Origin of the sequence: Bacteroides sp. 90-K9/2 (assembly GCF_047310725.1) — a bacterium.
Lineage (GTDB): Bacteria > Bacteroidota > Bacteroidia > Bacteroidales > Bacteroidaceae > Bacteroides > Bacteroides vicugnae.
Genome location: NZ_JBCGVL010000001.1, coordinates 1,545,481 through 1,561,475, shown reverse-complemented (window position 1 = coordinate 1,561,475; position 15,995 = coordinate 1,545,481). Strand labels below are relative to the sequence as shown.

General features: G+C 40.3%; 8 protein-coding genes. All 8 read left to right on the top strand.

Annotated elements, in window-relative coordinates:
- The first annotated feature begins 2 nt into the window (after positions 1-2).
- Genes AAHJ11_RS06095 through AAHJ11_RS06060 form a run of 8 tightly spaced genes read left to right on the top strand, consistent with a single transcriptional unit; the run spans position 3 to position 15,967 of the window.
- The gene (locus AAHJ11_RS06095; RefSeq protein ID WP_122135665.1) at positions 3-581 is read left to right on the top strand and encodes a hypothetical protein; all 579 of its coding nucleotides are present in this window, start codon (positions 3-5) and stop codon (positions 579-581) included.
- 34 nt (positions 582-615) lie between these two features.
- Positions 616-2,877 (top strand): fasciclin domain-containing protein, encoded by a 2,262-nt coding sequence (locus AAHJ11_RS06090; RefSeq protein WP_320978660.1) that lies wholly within the window; start codon positions 616-618, stop codon positions 2,875-2,877.
- Positions 2,878-2,897: 20 nt separating this feature from the next.
- The gene (locus tag AAHJ11_RS06085; RefSeq protein ID WP_122135667.1) at positions 2,898-6,155 is read left to right on the top strand and encodes a SusC/RagA family TonB-linked outer membrane protein; all 3,258 of its coding nucleotides are present in this window, start codon (positions 2,898-2,900) and stop codon (positions 6,153-6,155) included.
- A 13-nt stretch (positions 6,156-6,168) separates the two neighbouring features.
- Positions 6,169-7,710, top strand: coding sequence for a RagB/SusD family nutrient uptake outer membrane protein (locus tag AAHJ11_RS06080; RefSeq protein ID WP_234131864.1), 1,542 nt, complete (start codon positions 6,169-6,171; stop codon positions 7,708-7,710).
- Between the two features lie 17 nt (positions 7,711-7,727).
- Positions 7,728-9,452 (top strand): DUF5108 domain-containing protein, encoded by a 1,725-nt coding sequence (locus AAHJ11_RS06075; protein ID WP_148364568.1) that lies wholly within the window; start codon positions 7,728-7,730, stop codon positions 9,450-9,452.
- Positions 9,453-9,455: 3 nt separating this feature from the next.
- Positions 9,456-11,120: a hypothetical protein gene (locus AAHJ11_RS06070; RefSeq protein ID WP_122135669.1), complete on the top strand. Its 1,665-nt coding sequence runs from the start codon at positions 9,456-9,458 to the stop codon at positions 11,118-11,120.
- 21 nt (positions 11,121-11,141) lie between these two features.
- Positions 11,142-14,285: a SusC/RagA family TonB-linked outer membrane protein gene (locus tag AAHJ11_RS06065; RefSeq protein WP_148364284.1), complete on the top strand. Its 3,144-nt coding sequence runs from the start codon at positions 11,142-11,144 to the stop codon at positions 14,283-14,285.
- Positions 14,285-15,967 (top strand): RagB/SusD family nutrient uptake outer membrane protein, encoded by a 1,683-nt coding sequence (locus AAHJ11_RS06060; RefSeq protein WP_148364285.1) that lies wholly within the window; start codon positions 14,285-14,287, stop codon positions 15,965-15,967. Before AAHJ11_RS06065 ends, AAHJ11_RS06060 begins: the two co-directional genes overlap by 1 nt.
- Positions 15,968-15,995: the final 28 nt, after the last annotated feature.

Genomic DNA, 15,995 nt, shown 5'->3' with positions numbered 1-15,995 from the left:
TTATGAAAAAGTACAGATTTCTAAAAGCTATTTGTTTGTCCTGTATTGTCTTTTTTGCTATTTCGTGTACAAATGAAGACTATTTTATAGAGGCAACCAAATCTAAGTCAGTGCAAACGAGAAGCATAGAAACAGATACAACCACTTTTGTTGCTATTCTAAATATTTATGCTAATTCTTTTAAGGATTATATATTCAATTATTCTACTCCTGAGGCATATAGAATAGATCAATGTTTTGTATGGATAGATGATCATTATGATTATTTTAGACCATTAGGCGGGCTTTTAAAAAACGATGAATACGTTTGGAGCTATTTTGATTTAACCTATGGAACTCATCACGTAAAAGTAAAAGTGTTGATTGATGAGGGAAGATACTATGGTATAAAAAAATGTAGAATGGTTGTTGCATCACAATGTACAGGGTTGGGTACTATTTTTTTTGACGAAACTGTAGATAGAATAGAACCCGGAGGTTCTCTTTCTAACGCTGATTTTGAAGCTGAATTTGATGTTGATTATCCTTATGTGCCAGAGCACGAGTATGCATTAGATATCGAACTGTTTTTTGAAGAATAAAGCAATATATTAGAAATTCATAAATTATTAAACAATGAGAAACGCAACATTTTTACGAAAAATGCTTTGGCTGTTATGTATTCCATTACTCTTTACTGCCTGTAAAGATAATATGGACGAGCACTACGAAGTGCCAGACTGGGTAGCAGACAACGCATGGGAAGTATTGAGTTCTAGTGAACACGGAAACTATTCCATCTTCCTGCAAGGAGTGGAGATTGCTGGTTTCAAGCAAATGCTTGAAGGTAAAGCAATCCTGACTATTATGGCACCAGACGATAGCGCTTTCCAATCCTATCTAAACGAAAAAGGTTATGCTACTATTAACGACATGCCTGTCGATGAGGTAAAAAAAGTAATAGGTTACCACGTTCTTTATTATTCTTATAATAAGGAGAAACTGGTTAACTTCCGTCCGACGGGAAACACAGAAACAGAAGAAGAGCAGAATGTAGCTGCAGGTCTGTATTACAAACACCGAACAAGAAGCAGCGACGCACCAACAATTGAGACAACTGCTACAGGTTCTTCTGTTATGGTATACCACTTGGAACGCTATTTGCCGGTATTCTCTTATCGTTATTTCCAGACGAAAGGTATTGATGCGAAGAGTAACTACGAAGCTTTTTATCCCAACTCTACTTGGACAGGAGACAATGGCTTCAATGTATCTAATGCATCAGTAAAAGAATACGGAATAATTGCTAATAATGGCTATATTCATACGGTTGACCGGGTGATTGAACCATTGGAAACAATTTATACCGAATTGAAGAAACAAGATGAATATTCTATCTTTTTCAATTTATATGATTCTTTCGGTGAATATATTGCCGATAATACATTAAGTAACTCTTATGCTGCGGCATACGGAGTAGATACACTTTATCAATATCAGCACAACAGTCTGCCGAATATTGCTTGCGAATGGCCTACAAGCAGCTATCTAAATTTCACGTTATTGACTGCTACCGCTTACAGCATCTTTGCACCGTCAAACACTGCCATTAATCATTTCTTCGACAATTTTTGGAAAGTCGGAGGTTATTCTTCATTGGGAGAGGTTGATCCATTGGCTCTTAACTATTTTCTATACCAGTTTATCTATGGTGGCTCATTGGTATTTCCCGAAGAAATAGGAACAGGAAAACTGGAATCCTTGCTCGGTTCGCCAATCAATATTAATCCGGCAATGTTGAACGAAAAAATCATGTGTGTGAACGGTGCACTTTATGGAATGAACGAGATTCAGGAACCGAGTGCATTTGCGTCTGTAGTAGGACCTTTGTTCCAATATCGGGATGCGCGTTCTTTCCTTTATGCATTGGGAGGTTCTTCCCTGATATCCTCTTACACATCTAATTTAGTGAAATATATTATGCTTGTTCCCACTGCGGACCAATTTGATGCTTCAGGTATCAGAACCGTTTATAGTACTCAAGGATTGGAAGAAATGGGAGATGATGGTTGGTCAGAAATCAGTAGTTCTGCCAAACAGAATATTATGTATTTACACTCTGCTAGCATTCCTAGTGGTCAGGAAAGTGAATTGCCGGAGGATGGAATGAAAGTAATCCCTACACAGTCCAGTTGGAACTTCTGGTTTGTTAAGGACGGAGAAATTACTTGTAATGCTATTTTCAATCAGCAATTGAATCCTCAATTCAATGGAGAGGTTTTCTTCCCGTTTACGAAACTGAAAGACGGTTCTAACGGCAGTGCCTACAGCTTTGATTGTAATCAGCTATTTATGGCAGAAAGTGGTGACTTGAATTACAATCTTGCTATTTGTGCGGATAGGAATTATCCGTATTACTGCTTTACCCAATTACTGCGTCAAACAGATATTATATCTAATCAAGTACTGATGAATATTTTCTTAAAAGGACGGTTTGTCGCATTTATTCCTACCAATGAAGCTATCAAACAAGCCTTATTGGATAATAGGATTCCGGGAGCAACCAATGCCTCATTTGATGCCAATGGTGAGTTGACTGGTGACTTTGATAAAGCAAAATTGGCAAACTATCTGAACTCATACTTTATGACTGCCAAACAAAATGTGATAGCTTCTTATCCTTATATTGGATCTGATTTCAAGAGTGGACGTTATTGGAGTGAACGTACAGCAGAAACTGAAGGAGCGACTGTGCCACAACTGATTTATACAGATAACGGGACTTCACTGAGTATCCAGTTGGAAGGATACAAAAAATGTCATGTGATTCCAGACTATTACTACTTTCCGTTCGCATACGAAGAGGGTTGTTTCCACCTGATTGATGACGTCTTTTGATTAACAGAAAAATAGAGATTATGAAATTATTAAAATACATACTGATTGCTATCGTATTCGCGACAACTGCCGGCGAAGCTTTTGGACAAGCTAAAGTCCTGTCCGGTAAAGTGACCGAGATGTTTGGCGCGACAGCAGAGCCTATGGTGGGAGTAAACGTTAACATCCTTAATTCCCAAAACCGTTCATTAGGCGGTACTATCACAAATATGGACGGTATCTACAACTTGAAAGTACCAAATGAAAATAATCTGACCATTGTGTTTTCTTATATTGGAATGAAAACCCAACGAATCAAGTATAATGGTCAGACCAGGCTGAATGTTACCATGAAAGACGATACACAGTCAATCAATGAGGTGGTAATCTCGGGAAAACGAATTGAACGCAACGATATGGGTATCAGTTCCAGAGAGCAATCTTCTGCCACACAGAAAGTCAATATGGAAGATTTGGTAGCTATTGCTCCGGTTACTTCTATTGAAGATGCCCTGCAGGGGCAGTTGGGTGGTGTCGACATTGTATTAGGCGGTGGTGACCCCGGTGCACGTGCCTCTATCCAGATTCGTGGTGGAAGTACGCTGAACGCCAATTCCGAGCCGTTGATCGTAGTCGACGGTGTACCTTATCCGGCTGAGATTGATGATAATACGGATTTTTCGACCATCAACAATGATGACTTGGGTGCCTTGCTAAATATTTCACCGCAAGATATTGAATCCATTGAGGTTTTGAAAGATGCGGCGGCTACTGCTGTTTGGGGTACCAAAGGTGCTAATGGTGTGTTGGTCATCAAAACAAAACAAGGAGTGCAGGGAAAAACGCGTTTCAGTTTTTCTTCCAAGTTCTCCGCCAAGTTTGAACCGGAAAGTATTCCGATGCTGGATGGTAATCAATATTCGGCCTTAATTTCCGATGCTCTGTGGAATAGTGCCAATTACATTGGTCTTGCTAACTCTGCCAGCTATTTGCAGATGCTTTACAATTCACCGGAGATCGGTTATCAGCCGGACTGGACTTATTTTGACGAATATAACCAGAATACAGATTGGCTGTCTGAAGTACGTAGAAATACGCAATCATGGGAAAATACTTTTTCTATGAGTGGTGGAGGAGAAAGAGCAACTTATCGTTTCTCTTTAGGTTATCTGGATGAAGGCGGTACGACTGTCGGAACCGATTTCAGTCGTTTGAACTCCTCGTTAAACGTACGTTACAAGTTTTCTGACAAGTTAATTTTTACAACGCAATTCTCTTTTGTTCAGTCTACGAGAAATAATAATTATTACAATGTACGTACAGAGGCTTTCCGTAAAGCACCAAACAAATCTCCTTACTATATCGACGATGCGACTGGAAATTATACTTCACAGTATTTCAATCACAATGAAAATTCCACATTAGATCCGGCCTTTGACAGCAAAAAAAGTCGATATTACAATCCTATTGCTATGGCGAATGAGAGTGTCAACAAAACTATCCAGCGGGAAAGTAAGATGAATTTCAACATTGAATACAACATATTGAATGGGCTAACTTATTGGGGTAATGTCAACATGAATATCCGTAATACGAAAGGACGCATGTTTTTGCCGCAAGTAGCTACCGGACTTGCCTGGACTGACAGTAATGCAAACCGCAGTACAGATACTTCTTCTGACCAATTGACCATCAATACCGAGAACAAGTTGATCTATCGTAAAAATTGGAATGATAAGCATAGCATTATTGCGACCGGTGTCTTCCGTACTGTGGAAACGACTAAATCCAGTTATGGAAGTGAAACTTCCGGTAACGCTTCTTCCGGTCTTGCCGATCCTACTATCGGAAGTGCCGTACGTAAAATTAGTTCTGGAGATTCTAAGACGCGTAGCATCAACGGTGTGGCTTTAATGAACTATACTCTGTTGAACCGCTATATCGTCAATGCTTCTTTGGGATTAGAGAGCAACTCAACTATGGGTAAATCGGAACGTTTAGGAATGTTCCCTACTGTCGGTGTCGCTTGGCATTTGGCAGATGAGAAATTCATGGACTTTTCGAACGATTGGATGGATGAGTTTAAACTTCGTTTTAGTTTAGGACAGACGGGGAATGCTGCCTCTGGCGCTTCGCTCTATCTGGGTTCGTACGCCTCCGGAGACAATTACATGGATATGAGCGCCATTACCCCGAGCAGCATGCAGCTCAATCGCCTGAAATGGGAAACAACCACTGAATATAATACAGGGCTGGACGCTTCTTTCTTAAAAGGGAAACTTCGCTTCACGGTCGATGTCTATCAGAAATATATCAAAGATCTGTTGCAAAAGAAAGTTAAAATGCCAACTAGTATTGGTTATGGAAATGGCTATGAAGTCAGCTACATGAATTCCGGAAAGATGACGAATAAAGGTTGGGAATTCCGTGTTGATGCCGTCCCGTTTGAAAATAAAGACTGGCGTGTAGGGTTCTACTTTAACATCGCTCACAACGAGAACAAGATTACGGAAATGCCGGATAACTATACCGAAGAAAACTATACCTTCGGTAATGGCATCTATGCATACCGTAGAGAAGAAGGACGTCCGATGGGTTCTTTCTACGGCTATCGCTACAAAGGTGTTTGCCAGAATAAAGATGCTACGTATGCACGTGATGCAGATGGCAACGTGATGAAAGATATTTCCGGTAACGCGATTGTTATGCGGAATGGAACAGCTACCATAGCTCCCGGAGATGCTCTCTACGAGGATATAAACCATGATGGTGTCATCAATCAATATGATATTGTCTATTTAGGTAACTCTAATCCGAGATTCACCGGAGGTGCTGGTGTCAACGTCAGCTATAAGCAATTTAAGCTGTCGGCTATTTTTTACGGACGTTATGGACAGGACGTAGTCAACTCTACCCGTCTGAATAATGAATCCATGCGTGGAATTGACAATCAAAGTACGGCTGTCCTTAGACGTTGGCGTAATGAAGGCGATCAGACAGATATTCCGCGTGCACTTTATGGAGAAGGATACAACACACTGGGTTCCGACCGCTTTGTGGAAGATGCTTCTTACCTGCGTTTGAAATCGTTGTCGTTCAACTATCGCTTGCCGAAAAAAATAATTCAGCGTTGGGGATTTAGCAATATTGATGTATATGTCACTGGATACAACCTCTTTACTTGGACTAAATACACCGGTCAGGATCCGGAAGTGAAGACCGAAAATACATATGCCACAGATAGTGCTACTACACCGGCTTCTATTCAACTTGTTGCCGGCTTTAATTTAAGTTTTTAAAAGATCTACGAACATGAAAAAGATATTTACTATATTGTTACTGTCCGGAAGTTTGTTGGTGAGTGGATGCAGCGATTGGCTCGATGTTCTGCCCAAAGATAAGCAATCCACCGATATGTACTGGGAGTCTTCCGAAGATGTGGAAGCCATTCTCGCTCAGGGATACAGTCGTTTACGTACTTGTGTTCCCTATATCATCAATTGGGGAGAGTTGAGAGGAAGTTCTGTCATCGTCCCTGGCAGAGGAACAAAAACCGGTCTAATTCAGAACTTTCAGGTGTTGCCCAGTACATCAACAGTTCAATGGGGTACCTTCTACCAAGTGATCGGTATGGCGAATGCTGTGTTGAAATATGCACCAACCGTGATGGACAAAGATGCGAGTTATTATGAATCGAGAATGAACTCACATCTGACAGAAGCCTATTTTCTACGCGGACTGTCATACCTGTATCTGGTACGTAACTTTCGAGAGGTTCCCTTGATTACCGAACCCTATGTAGACGATGCCATGCCTAATGATGTAGCCAAGTCATCCGAAACGGAAATTCTGGAGCTGATAAGAAGTGATGTACATGCAGCGTTGGCAACTAATGCTGCCAAAGAAACATTTGACGGAACATGGGCTACCAAAGGACGTGCTACCAAATGGGCATTGTACGCACTGATGGCGGAAACTTGCCTTTGGGCAGAAGATTACGAAGAGTGTGTCACCTATGCTGATTACCTGATCAACGCTACAGCCGCTATGCGACCAGTATTTATGTCGACACCCGGACAATGGTTCAATATGTTCTATCCCGGTAACAGTAACGAATCTATCTTTGAAATACAATATGATGAAACCAATTATGCGCAGGGAAGTGGAAGCCCGTCCAAGGTTTTCCCTTATGGCACTGATGTTACAATAGACTCTTATATGTATTCTGAGCCGATGACTCTTCGCTTAATAGATGAATACACACAACATAGAGGAGATGAAATAAGTCGCACCTATTATGGCTCGTTCGCCGGTACTGTTTATGCTAACTATCCGGACAACGGCATTATCTGGAAATATTCAGGAATGGGAGTCGCCGACCGGGAAGCTGTACGCACCATTCTGGATGCCAATTATATCATCTATCGTATGGCAGACGTAATGTTGATGAAAGCGGAAGCACTGATTCGTATCGGCGGTTCTGCCAACTGGACAGAAGCATTGGCTATAATTAATCAGATACGCGAACGTTCAGAGCTAAACCCACGAAGTGAAGTCAGTGCGGACAATATTAACGAAGCTACTGAAGAAATGTTATTGGAAATGCTATTGGACGAACGCGACATGGAGTTTGCAGCAGAAGGCAAGCGTTGGTATGACCTATTGCGCTACGGTAAGCAGCAAAACTTCAAGTATAAAGCCCGCTTTAAAGCAATCATTATGGAGAATAACCTTACTGCGGAAAATAAATGGCTGAGTTCTGTTTTGGATAACGATAATGCTTGGTATCTGCCAATTCCTGCTGAAGATATATTCAACAACTCGTTATTGACACAAAATCCTTATTATGAATAATTAAATAACGATATATGATGAAAAAACTAAAAAAATATTACTGGATGCTGCTCATCGTTTTATGTGCAGCTTGTAATGATCCGTATGATGGAGACACTTTTGTGGTCTTTGATACACAGCCTGCTGCAACTTATTTATCCAGCAGGTCGGAAGACTTTTCCGAATGGATTCACATCATGAAATATGCGGACTTATACAATGCGGTGAATCAGGCTACCCAGCGCTTCACTCTTTTCGTTCCCAACAATACAGCTGTACAGGAGTTTTACACTCGGAGAGGGGTTTCTTCCATCGAAGAATTGGGAACGGAATATGCACGTAATTTGGTGTCTTATCATATTATACAAGACACCATTAATCAAGCAACTTTTATTGAGAAGGAAGGTGCATTGGCTAAGAAAACTGTTTCTGACGATATTTTGATGGTATCATTCGGAAGTGCGGAAAATGGCGGTGGTGGTATGCGGTCCGTTTATCTGAACAGTGAAGCCCATGTGCTTGAATTTGCAAATCCGGTATCCAACGGTTATGTATATGTGTTAGGAAATACGTTAACTCCGCTTACTGAAAGCGTATATGCCCGGATATCCGAAAGCGGACGTCCTTACGCCCTCTTGAAGTCCGCTTTAGATGCGACGGGATGGGGAGCTGAGTTGGACATTATCTATGATGAACTGAAAAATGATCAGGGACAAACTATCAAGCAGAAACGCAATTACACACTGTTAGCTGTAACGGATGATGTTTTTCATGATGCAGGTATCAATAGTCTGGCTGATTTAGCACAACTGTTGGGAGCAAGCAGTGACTATAGTAATCCGGAGAATGCATTGTATAAATATGTAGCCTATCACATCCTGACCGGAAGTTATGATTTGAACGACTTGCAGAGTTTTGACAGTGAAAATGCGACTTCTAAGATATGGAACACATCGTGCAAAGGAAATGTGGTAAGAATAAGCCAAGAGGAAGATAGAAAATTTTACTTGAACTATCAGGACGAAGCAAACAAAGCTGTCTTTGTGGAAGACGCTTGTAATTTGCAAGCTAAGAATGGCTATATTCATCAAGTTTCCACTTACCTGCCGATTGCGGATGTAAAACCGGAAACTGTATTGTTTGATGTATGTAATTTCTCTGTTATCAAAGACTGGATTGCAGACGGTCATGGAGAGGAGGGCATTAAATTTCAGGAATCATTTGGAACGGCAGAAAAGAAATGCGACATCTCAGAACTTAATTGTTATGAATATGAACTAAAGAATCCATCAGGAGCTTTTGATAAATATTATAATATTACCTATTTTACTACCCGGACGAATAATGACTGGAAAACTGCCCGTAATTATGACTTTCTAATGTTGAACATTGGTAATACAGGTTGGATCTCAATGGAAACACCGTCTATCATCAAGGGAAAGTACAAAGTAACATTACACTTTGGTTATGCTACATCTATGGATTTTATCAGAACAAAAAGTGGCGGAAGTAACGGAGGACAAATGATTTTCAGCTTTGATGGAGATCATTCAGTCACACGTGCACCGTATACCAGTTCAACCACTACTCTCAAAAGCAACAAGTTGGGATGTTATGAAGATGTGATTTATGATGAGATAGAATTTACAGAAAACTCTACTCACACATTCAGACTGGTATTGACGGACCCTGCTGCTAGTGATAAATCCGATTATCGTATATACTTAGATTATTTAGAATTTGAACCCATATTTGACGAATAAACCATGAAAGCAAAAAAATATATACTCGGCATTGCCCTTATCGGATTGATAGGAAGCGGTTGTACTAACACATGGGATGAGCATTATGCTCAAAACGCCAGTACGGTTAATAATACGGAGATTTCCATTGTCAATGAATCCCTTACCGATTATTTGGCTCAAGAATCCTCTTTAAGTAATATGTACCAGCTGTTCAGCGAAACAGGCATGGTGGAACAATTATTGGCGAAAGAACAAATGTACACCATTCTGGCAGTGGAGTCAAGCATTGCAGCGGGGGATGATCCTATATACACCGCTCAGACCTATATCTCTGATGCCTCTATCTCACCTTCAAATCTGGAAGATGGACAACGTCTTTTGATGTGGAGCGGTAAATATTTGAATATCAGTAAAACCGATGGGGAAAATAATACTTCTAGTATTCAATTTAATAATGCAACCGTAACTCGGGTAGTTAAACTGACCAATGGATATTTGTATTTGTTAGATCAGGCTATCAATGCTCCGCGCAGCATGTATGAGATCATAGAAAATTTGGGTGACGATTATTCTATCTTCCGTGAAATGATCTTGTCACGTAATGTTTTGACATTTGACAGAGACGCGAGTAAAGTGGTAGGAGTAGACAATACGGGAAATACCGTATATGACTCGGTATTTACCGTAAGAGCTCCTTATTTTGAAAAGGTAAAGTTTGACATCATGTCCGAAAATCTCAGTGCTACCATGCTAATCCCGTCCAATGACGTAATCAATAACGCATTAAGCGTAGCACGGAAGAATCTGGAGAACTGGAATATGACACGTGCAGACAGCATTCTGGAAAACTGGATATTTCAATCGGCTTTCTTTAATAAGATTTATGATAAAGCCAGTTTTGAAAGCAATGAGGACTTAACTTCTGTATTCAGTAAACAATGGCGCACGACCGTGCAGAAAGTAGATCTTGACAATCCGATATCCATGAGTAACGGAGTAGCTTACCATGTCACTGAAATGAAGATACCTACTAACGTATTGATATATCGCCTTAAAGAGCTTTTCAGAAACTACGAATATTTGAGTGCCGATGATAAAGATACGTATTTCAAGACTACCAATCTCTCATTTAACAAGATTAGTGAAACGGATGAAGCGAACTGCGCAGGATGGGCAGCATTAGGATTCCCTACGATATATTACAGAGTTCTCTATTTTAACTTGACAGATCCTGATAATCAAATATATACGCTTGATTATACACCATTTAGAGGTGAAACTGTGGGAACTCGCTATGTGGCTACTCCTTATAAGGTTCCTCCTGGAACATATACGCTCACCATGGGGTTCAGACAAAAGAAAACTTTAGGAGCGATTGCCGTTTCAATTATCAAGAATGGAGAAGAAATTCCTGTAGCCACTCTTTCTCAGTCGGTGCTTAATAATGCATCTGCTTACCACTATGATCGTGGCGGAGGCGGATATCCGGAAGGAATAGATGAAGCTGTTGCACAAGGATTTAAAAATAAATCAAAATATGATCGTGATGGAGGTGCTGTAGGTACAGTCACTATTCCGGGAGACGAAGCCAGCGAAATTATGATACGTCTTAGTGGATCAGGTTCCAATCTATCTGAAGCAGCACTATACCACTGGTGTTTAAGACCAACTGCGGACTGTTATTAATCTTATGAAAATAAAGACAACATGAAAAAGATACAAGTTTTATTTTTCACCCTGTTACTTTGCTTGGTCGCTGTCAATCTGTATGCACAGGAACAAGGCAAAATAAGCGGTAAAGTATTATCCACCCTGAATGTTCCGATTGAGGGTGCGGTAATATCCGTCACCGGAAGCGAAAATGTCACTACGGATAAGAGCGGAGTTTTTCAAATTGAATGCAAGAATCTACAGAAAGCCACTATTTCTGTCTGGGCTGCCGGATATTATACGGTGCTTCAAGCAGTGGACAACCGTAAGGAGATGACGATCATAATGATTCCTGAATCGGAATATAAGTATAATGAAACAACAGTGCTGCCCTTCCGTATTGAAACGAATGAAGTGACTACTTCTGCAGAGAATATCACTAAAAAAGATTTCGTACCTGCTGGTATGAAGATAGATCGCGCCTTGGCTGGACAGATTGCGGGTTTGCAAGTGACCCGTGGTAGCGGTATGCCAGGAGAGGGAAGTTTCATCAATCTTCGCGGAACACGTTCTTTTGTGGGTAATAATGCTCCACTGGTAGTCATCAACGGCATTCCTTATATACCGGACGTAAATGATTCACCATTGATTAACGGATTGAGCCGTAATATCTTTCAGGCTTACAACCTCAATGATATTCAAAATATCACCGTTTTGAAAGGTGCGGAAGCGGCTTTATATGGCTCTATGGGTGCTAACGGTGTCATTCTGATTGAAACAGATGGTGCTACATCGGAGAATATGAACACGGAAATCAGTTATTACGGCCAGTTTGGTGTTAATTGGAATAACAAACGTATGCCCTTGCTGAATGGTATAGATTACCGTTCTTATCTATCAGACATGGGAATGAGTTATTTCGGAAACATGGATGAGTTCTTTACCGAATTCCCTTTCATGAGCGACCCAACTAATAGTAGATACGCCAACTATTACAATAACAATACGAACTGGCAAGATGAAATCTACCGGAGCGGATTTGTGACAGAAAATCTGTTTCGAGTAGAAGGTGGTGATGCTATCGCCAAATATGACTTGTCTTTGGGCTACTCTAAAGAAGACGGAATATTGAAAAGTACTCAGCAGAACCGCTATCATACACAGTTGAACGGAAACTTCTTAGTAAGTAAGAATTTTGAAGTCTATGCTACTGTCGGATTGGCATATATCAACGGTAATTATCAAGAACAAGGGATGAATGTGCGTACCAATCCTTTGCTCGCCGCTTATGCGCAGTCTCCGCTGCTTGCTCCCTATCAGAAGGCTGATAACGGAGAATTTACTCCGATTTACTCCGACTACTATTATGGAATCAGCAAAAATATGGACTTTGCTGTAAGTAACCCGTTAGCCATTGTCAATGACTTGGATGCGAACAGTCGCCAATATGATGTGAATATTAAGGCAGGTTTCAATTATAAAATATTTCCCGGTTTTTCTCTTAATGGTGTCTTCGGGCTTTATTATAACTATAATAAGGAGCATATTTTCGTTCCAGGCAGAACAGATCTTACTATCGTTCCTACTACAGATACATATGGTACTGAAGAAAATACGATACGGGAAGGTGTAAACGAAACGACTAATTATTTTTATAACCTAAACGCACGCTACAGCAAGCAATTCAGTAGCCGTCATGCTTTGAATGCTATGGCAGGAGTGCAAATATTGACTACTCTGCAGGAATACGACGGGGCATACGCTCGCAACACAACCAATGACTTCTATCAGGTACTGGGTTCGGCTGATGCTATAGGTCGTTATTTCGACGGTTATCAGAATAAATGGAACTGGGCTAATATTTATGGTCACGTTGACTATACTTATAATCATGTATTGAATGCTGCATTGAATATGTCTATCGACGGTTCTTCCGCAAACGGAAGATACACCAACCATTTTCGGGTTTATCCATCAGGCGGAATCACATGGATGGCGAAGAATATGTCTTTCCTTATAGACAAGGATTGGATCACCCGTCTGGATTTGCGTGCAGAATACAGCCTGACAGGAAACAGTCGCTTTTCTTCCAATTATGGAAAATCTTATTATAGTAGTTCACCCTATATGGCTGTATCGGGTATTATGCGTACCCAAATCCCGAATACGCATTTGAAACCGGAGATAACTTCCCAGATGAATTTAAGTTTGGATGCTTCTTTCTTGAGAAACCGTATTAGTCTGGGAGTAGATTATTATCGTGGCAGAAGCAAAGATGTAATCATGAACATTGGAAAATCTGCTATCTATGGAACATCTGCTTATTATGCAAATGTCGGAAAAATTGATAACAATGGAGTGGAGCTTTCATTGCAAGCTTCCCTTATCCGTATGCGTGACTTTGAATGGATTGTAGGAGGTAATATCTCTTTCATGGAGAGTAAGATTAAATCATTGGGCGGAAACAATCAGGAAACAGTTCAATATAGTGACGGTTCGATGATAGTAAGTCGTGTAGGTGGAAATCCATATGAATTCTACGGATTGCAAGCAAACGGTGTCTACTCTACCCAAGCGGAAGCGAGTGAAGCCGCATTGATCAACAGCAGTAATCAGGCATACAGTGCTGGTGATGTACGTTATGTAGACCAGAATAATGACGGACGTATTGATTCTAAAGATTATGTATCATTGGGTAGTGCCACTCCTGATTACTTTGGAGGGTTCTATACCAATATTCGTTATAAGCATTTCTCACTGGCGGCCGAATTCTCTTATTCAAAAGGAAATGAAGCATACAATGCGGTAAGAAGGACATTGGAATCAGTTTCTTCTTTCTCTAACCAAAGTGTAGCAGTGACTAATCGTTGGAATGTAGAAGGACAAGTGACTAATATCCCGCGTGCCAGCTATGGAGATGCTATTGGAAATAATAATTTCTCTTCCCGTTGGATTGAAGATGCTTCTTTTCTACGTATGAAAAGCGTTACGTTGAGCTATAGTTTCGACAAACCGATTTGGAAGTTTTTCCGTTCCGGCACACTGTATGTGACAGGAGAAAACTTGCTTACTGCTACCAAATATTTAGGAATGGACCCTGAATTTGCCTATTCATCCGGTAACAGTGCCACACAGGGATTTGATTATGCGAAAGTGATGCAACCGAAATCAGTCAAACTGGGTATTAACTTGAAATTCTAATGATGCAGATGAAAAAGATATTATTAAACGCCGCTTTCATTCTGGCGGTTACCTTATTGGGAGGATGCGATGACTTCTTCAATCCTGATACAGATGTTACACTGGATAATGAGGATTATATATCAGAAGAAAGTGAGATGTACTCCGGCTACATTGGTATCATGACCAAAATGCAAGCCATTGGAGACAAAGTGATTTATTTGAATGAACTTCGAGGAGAAATGGTGGTGCCGACTGCAACGGCACCCACAGAACTCTACAATTTGTACAATTACGATGATGATTTAAGCGGTAATTCATACGCAGACCCTTCTGGATTCTACGAAGTAGTAAATGCTTGTAACGATTATCTTCGGAAATTGAAAGCATACGAAGAAAAGAACTCTATAAATGAAAGCCACTATAAAGCATTAGTTAGTAGTACGCTGCGTATCAAAGCATGGATGTTTATGACAATCGCTAAAATCTACGGAGAAGTGGCATGGGTGGACAAACCAATGACTTCGTTGAGAGACCTGTCACAGTTTGACATATTGAATCTTGACGAAACGATGGTAGCTTGCAAGAATCTGTTAGATATTGGTTATGACAACATTGACGGGACTTACGAAACAGCATGGAAAGACTGGGTGGACCCGGATACAGAACTGGCAAATAGTGAATATCGTCGTTGGGATATGATGACTCCTCCTTACTATGCTATATATGCAGAGATTTGTTTGTGGTTAGGCAGATACCAGCAATGTATCAACCTGATACTTAATAAAATGAATAGTATATATCAAAGTACCACGAATCAATCTATTGCTTTCTTACGTAATGATATGTTGTTCAGCCATTATACCAATTTCTTTAATAACGAGACTCCGTATGATTATGAATCGGCATCTGCAATTATGTATGACTATCAAAACAGGCAGACGAACAGCCTGCTGAAGCATTTCGACTCTGATTATCCGAATAAATATTGGCTGGCACCAGCAGAGGTTGCTGTAGAACGTTTCAGAAATAATGAATTCGGTCCGTTGGGCAATAAAGATAAAGATTTCAGAATGGGTTATACGGTATCTGAATACAATGGTAAATGGGTTATCAGTAAATTCCGTCCAACTTCTAAACCTGTACGTAACGCTTATCGCGATGATGTATTCGTATATACTTACCGCGGTGCAGACCTTTATTTTATGTTGGCGGAAGCATTCAATCAATTGGGCAGAAGATCTGTAGTAGACGCACTGATTAATGTAGGGGTCAATGCTTACTCTAGTGAGTTTGATATTGATGAAGAAGGTACTTATTCCGGGAATTGGTATGGTATTACTCCTCATTGGACGAATAACAGTACTGTATATTATTATTCAAACGGGACAACAGGTATTGGTAGTCGTAAATATGGTGACAGAGGGATTCGTGGAGTAGAAGTAAGCTATAGTAACCTAGGAGCACGTACCTTCACATCTAATGTGCAAAACAATGACGAAGAAATATTGAAAGAAATGATGTTGGAAATGGCGTGCGAAGGAAAAGTTTATCCGGCTATGATTCGTATGGCGAAACGTTATAAAGATAATAGTTTCATGGCGAAATATATTTCGGAAAAGTATGAAAGTACTGGTAATGCTGCAGCCATCCGTTCCAAAATAATGAGTGGAGATTATTTCATTAAATGGAAGTTAAAATAAAAAATCCTCAAATCATCCTTTGATGTGG

Bases quoted from the DNA above. Each gene is read 5' to 3' on its own strand.
- AAHJ11_RS06095 (WP_122135665.1), top strand. From the start codon at position 3: ATGAAAAAGTACAGATTTCTAAAAGCTATTTGTTTGTCCTGTATTGTC.
- AAHJ11_RS06090 (WP_320978660.1), top strand. From the start codon at position 616: ATGAGAAACGCAACATTTTTACGAAAAATGCTTTGGCTGTTATGTATT.
- AAHJ11_RS06085 (WP_122135667.1), top strand. From the start codon at position 2,898: ATGAAATTATTAAAATACATACTGATTGCTATCGTATTCGCGACAACT.
- AAHJ11_RS06080 (WP_234131864.1), top strand. From the start codon at position 6,169: ATGAAAAAGATATTTACTATATTGTTACTGTCCGGAAGTTTGTTGGTG.
- AAHJ11_RS06075 (WP_148364568.1), top strand. From the start codon at position 7,728: ATGAAAAAACTAAAAAAATATTACTGGATGCTGCTCATCGTTTTATGT.
- AAHJ11_RS06070 (WP_122135669.1), top strand. From the start codon at position 9,456: ATGAAAGCAAAAAAATATATACTCGGCATTGCCCTTATCGGATTGATA.
- AAHJ11_RS06065 (WP_148364284.1), top strand. From the start codon at position 11,142: ATGAAAAAGATACAAGTTTTATTTTTCACCCTGTTACTTTGCTTGGTC.
- AAHJ11_RS06060 (WP_148364285.1), top strand. From the start codon at position 14,285: ATGATGCAGATGAAAAAGATATTATTAAACGCCGCTTTCATTCTGGCG.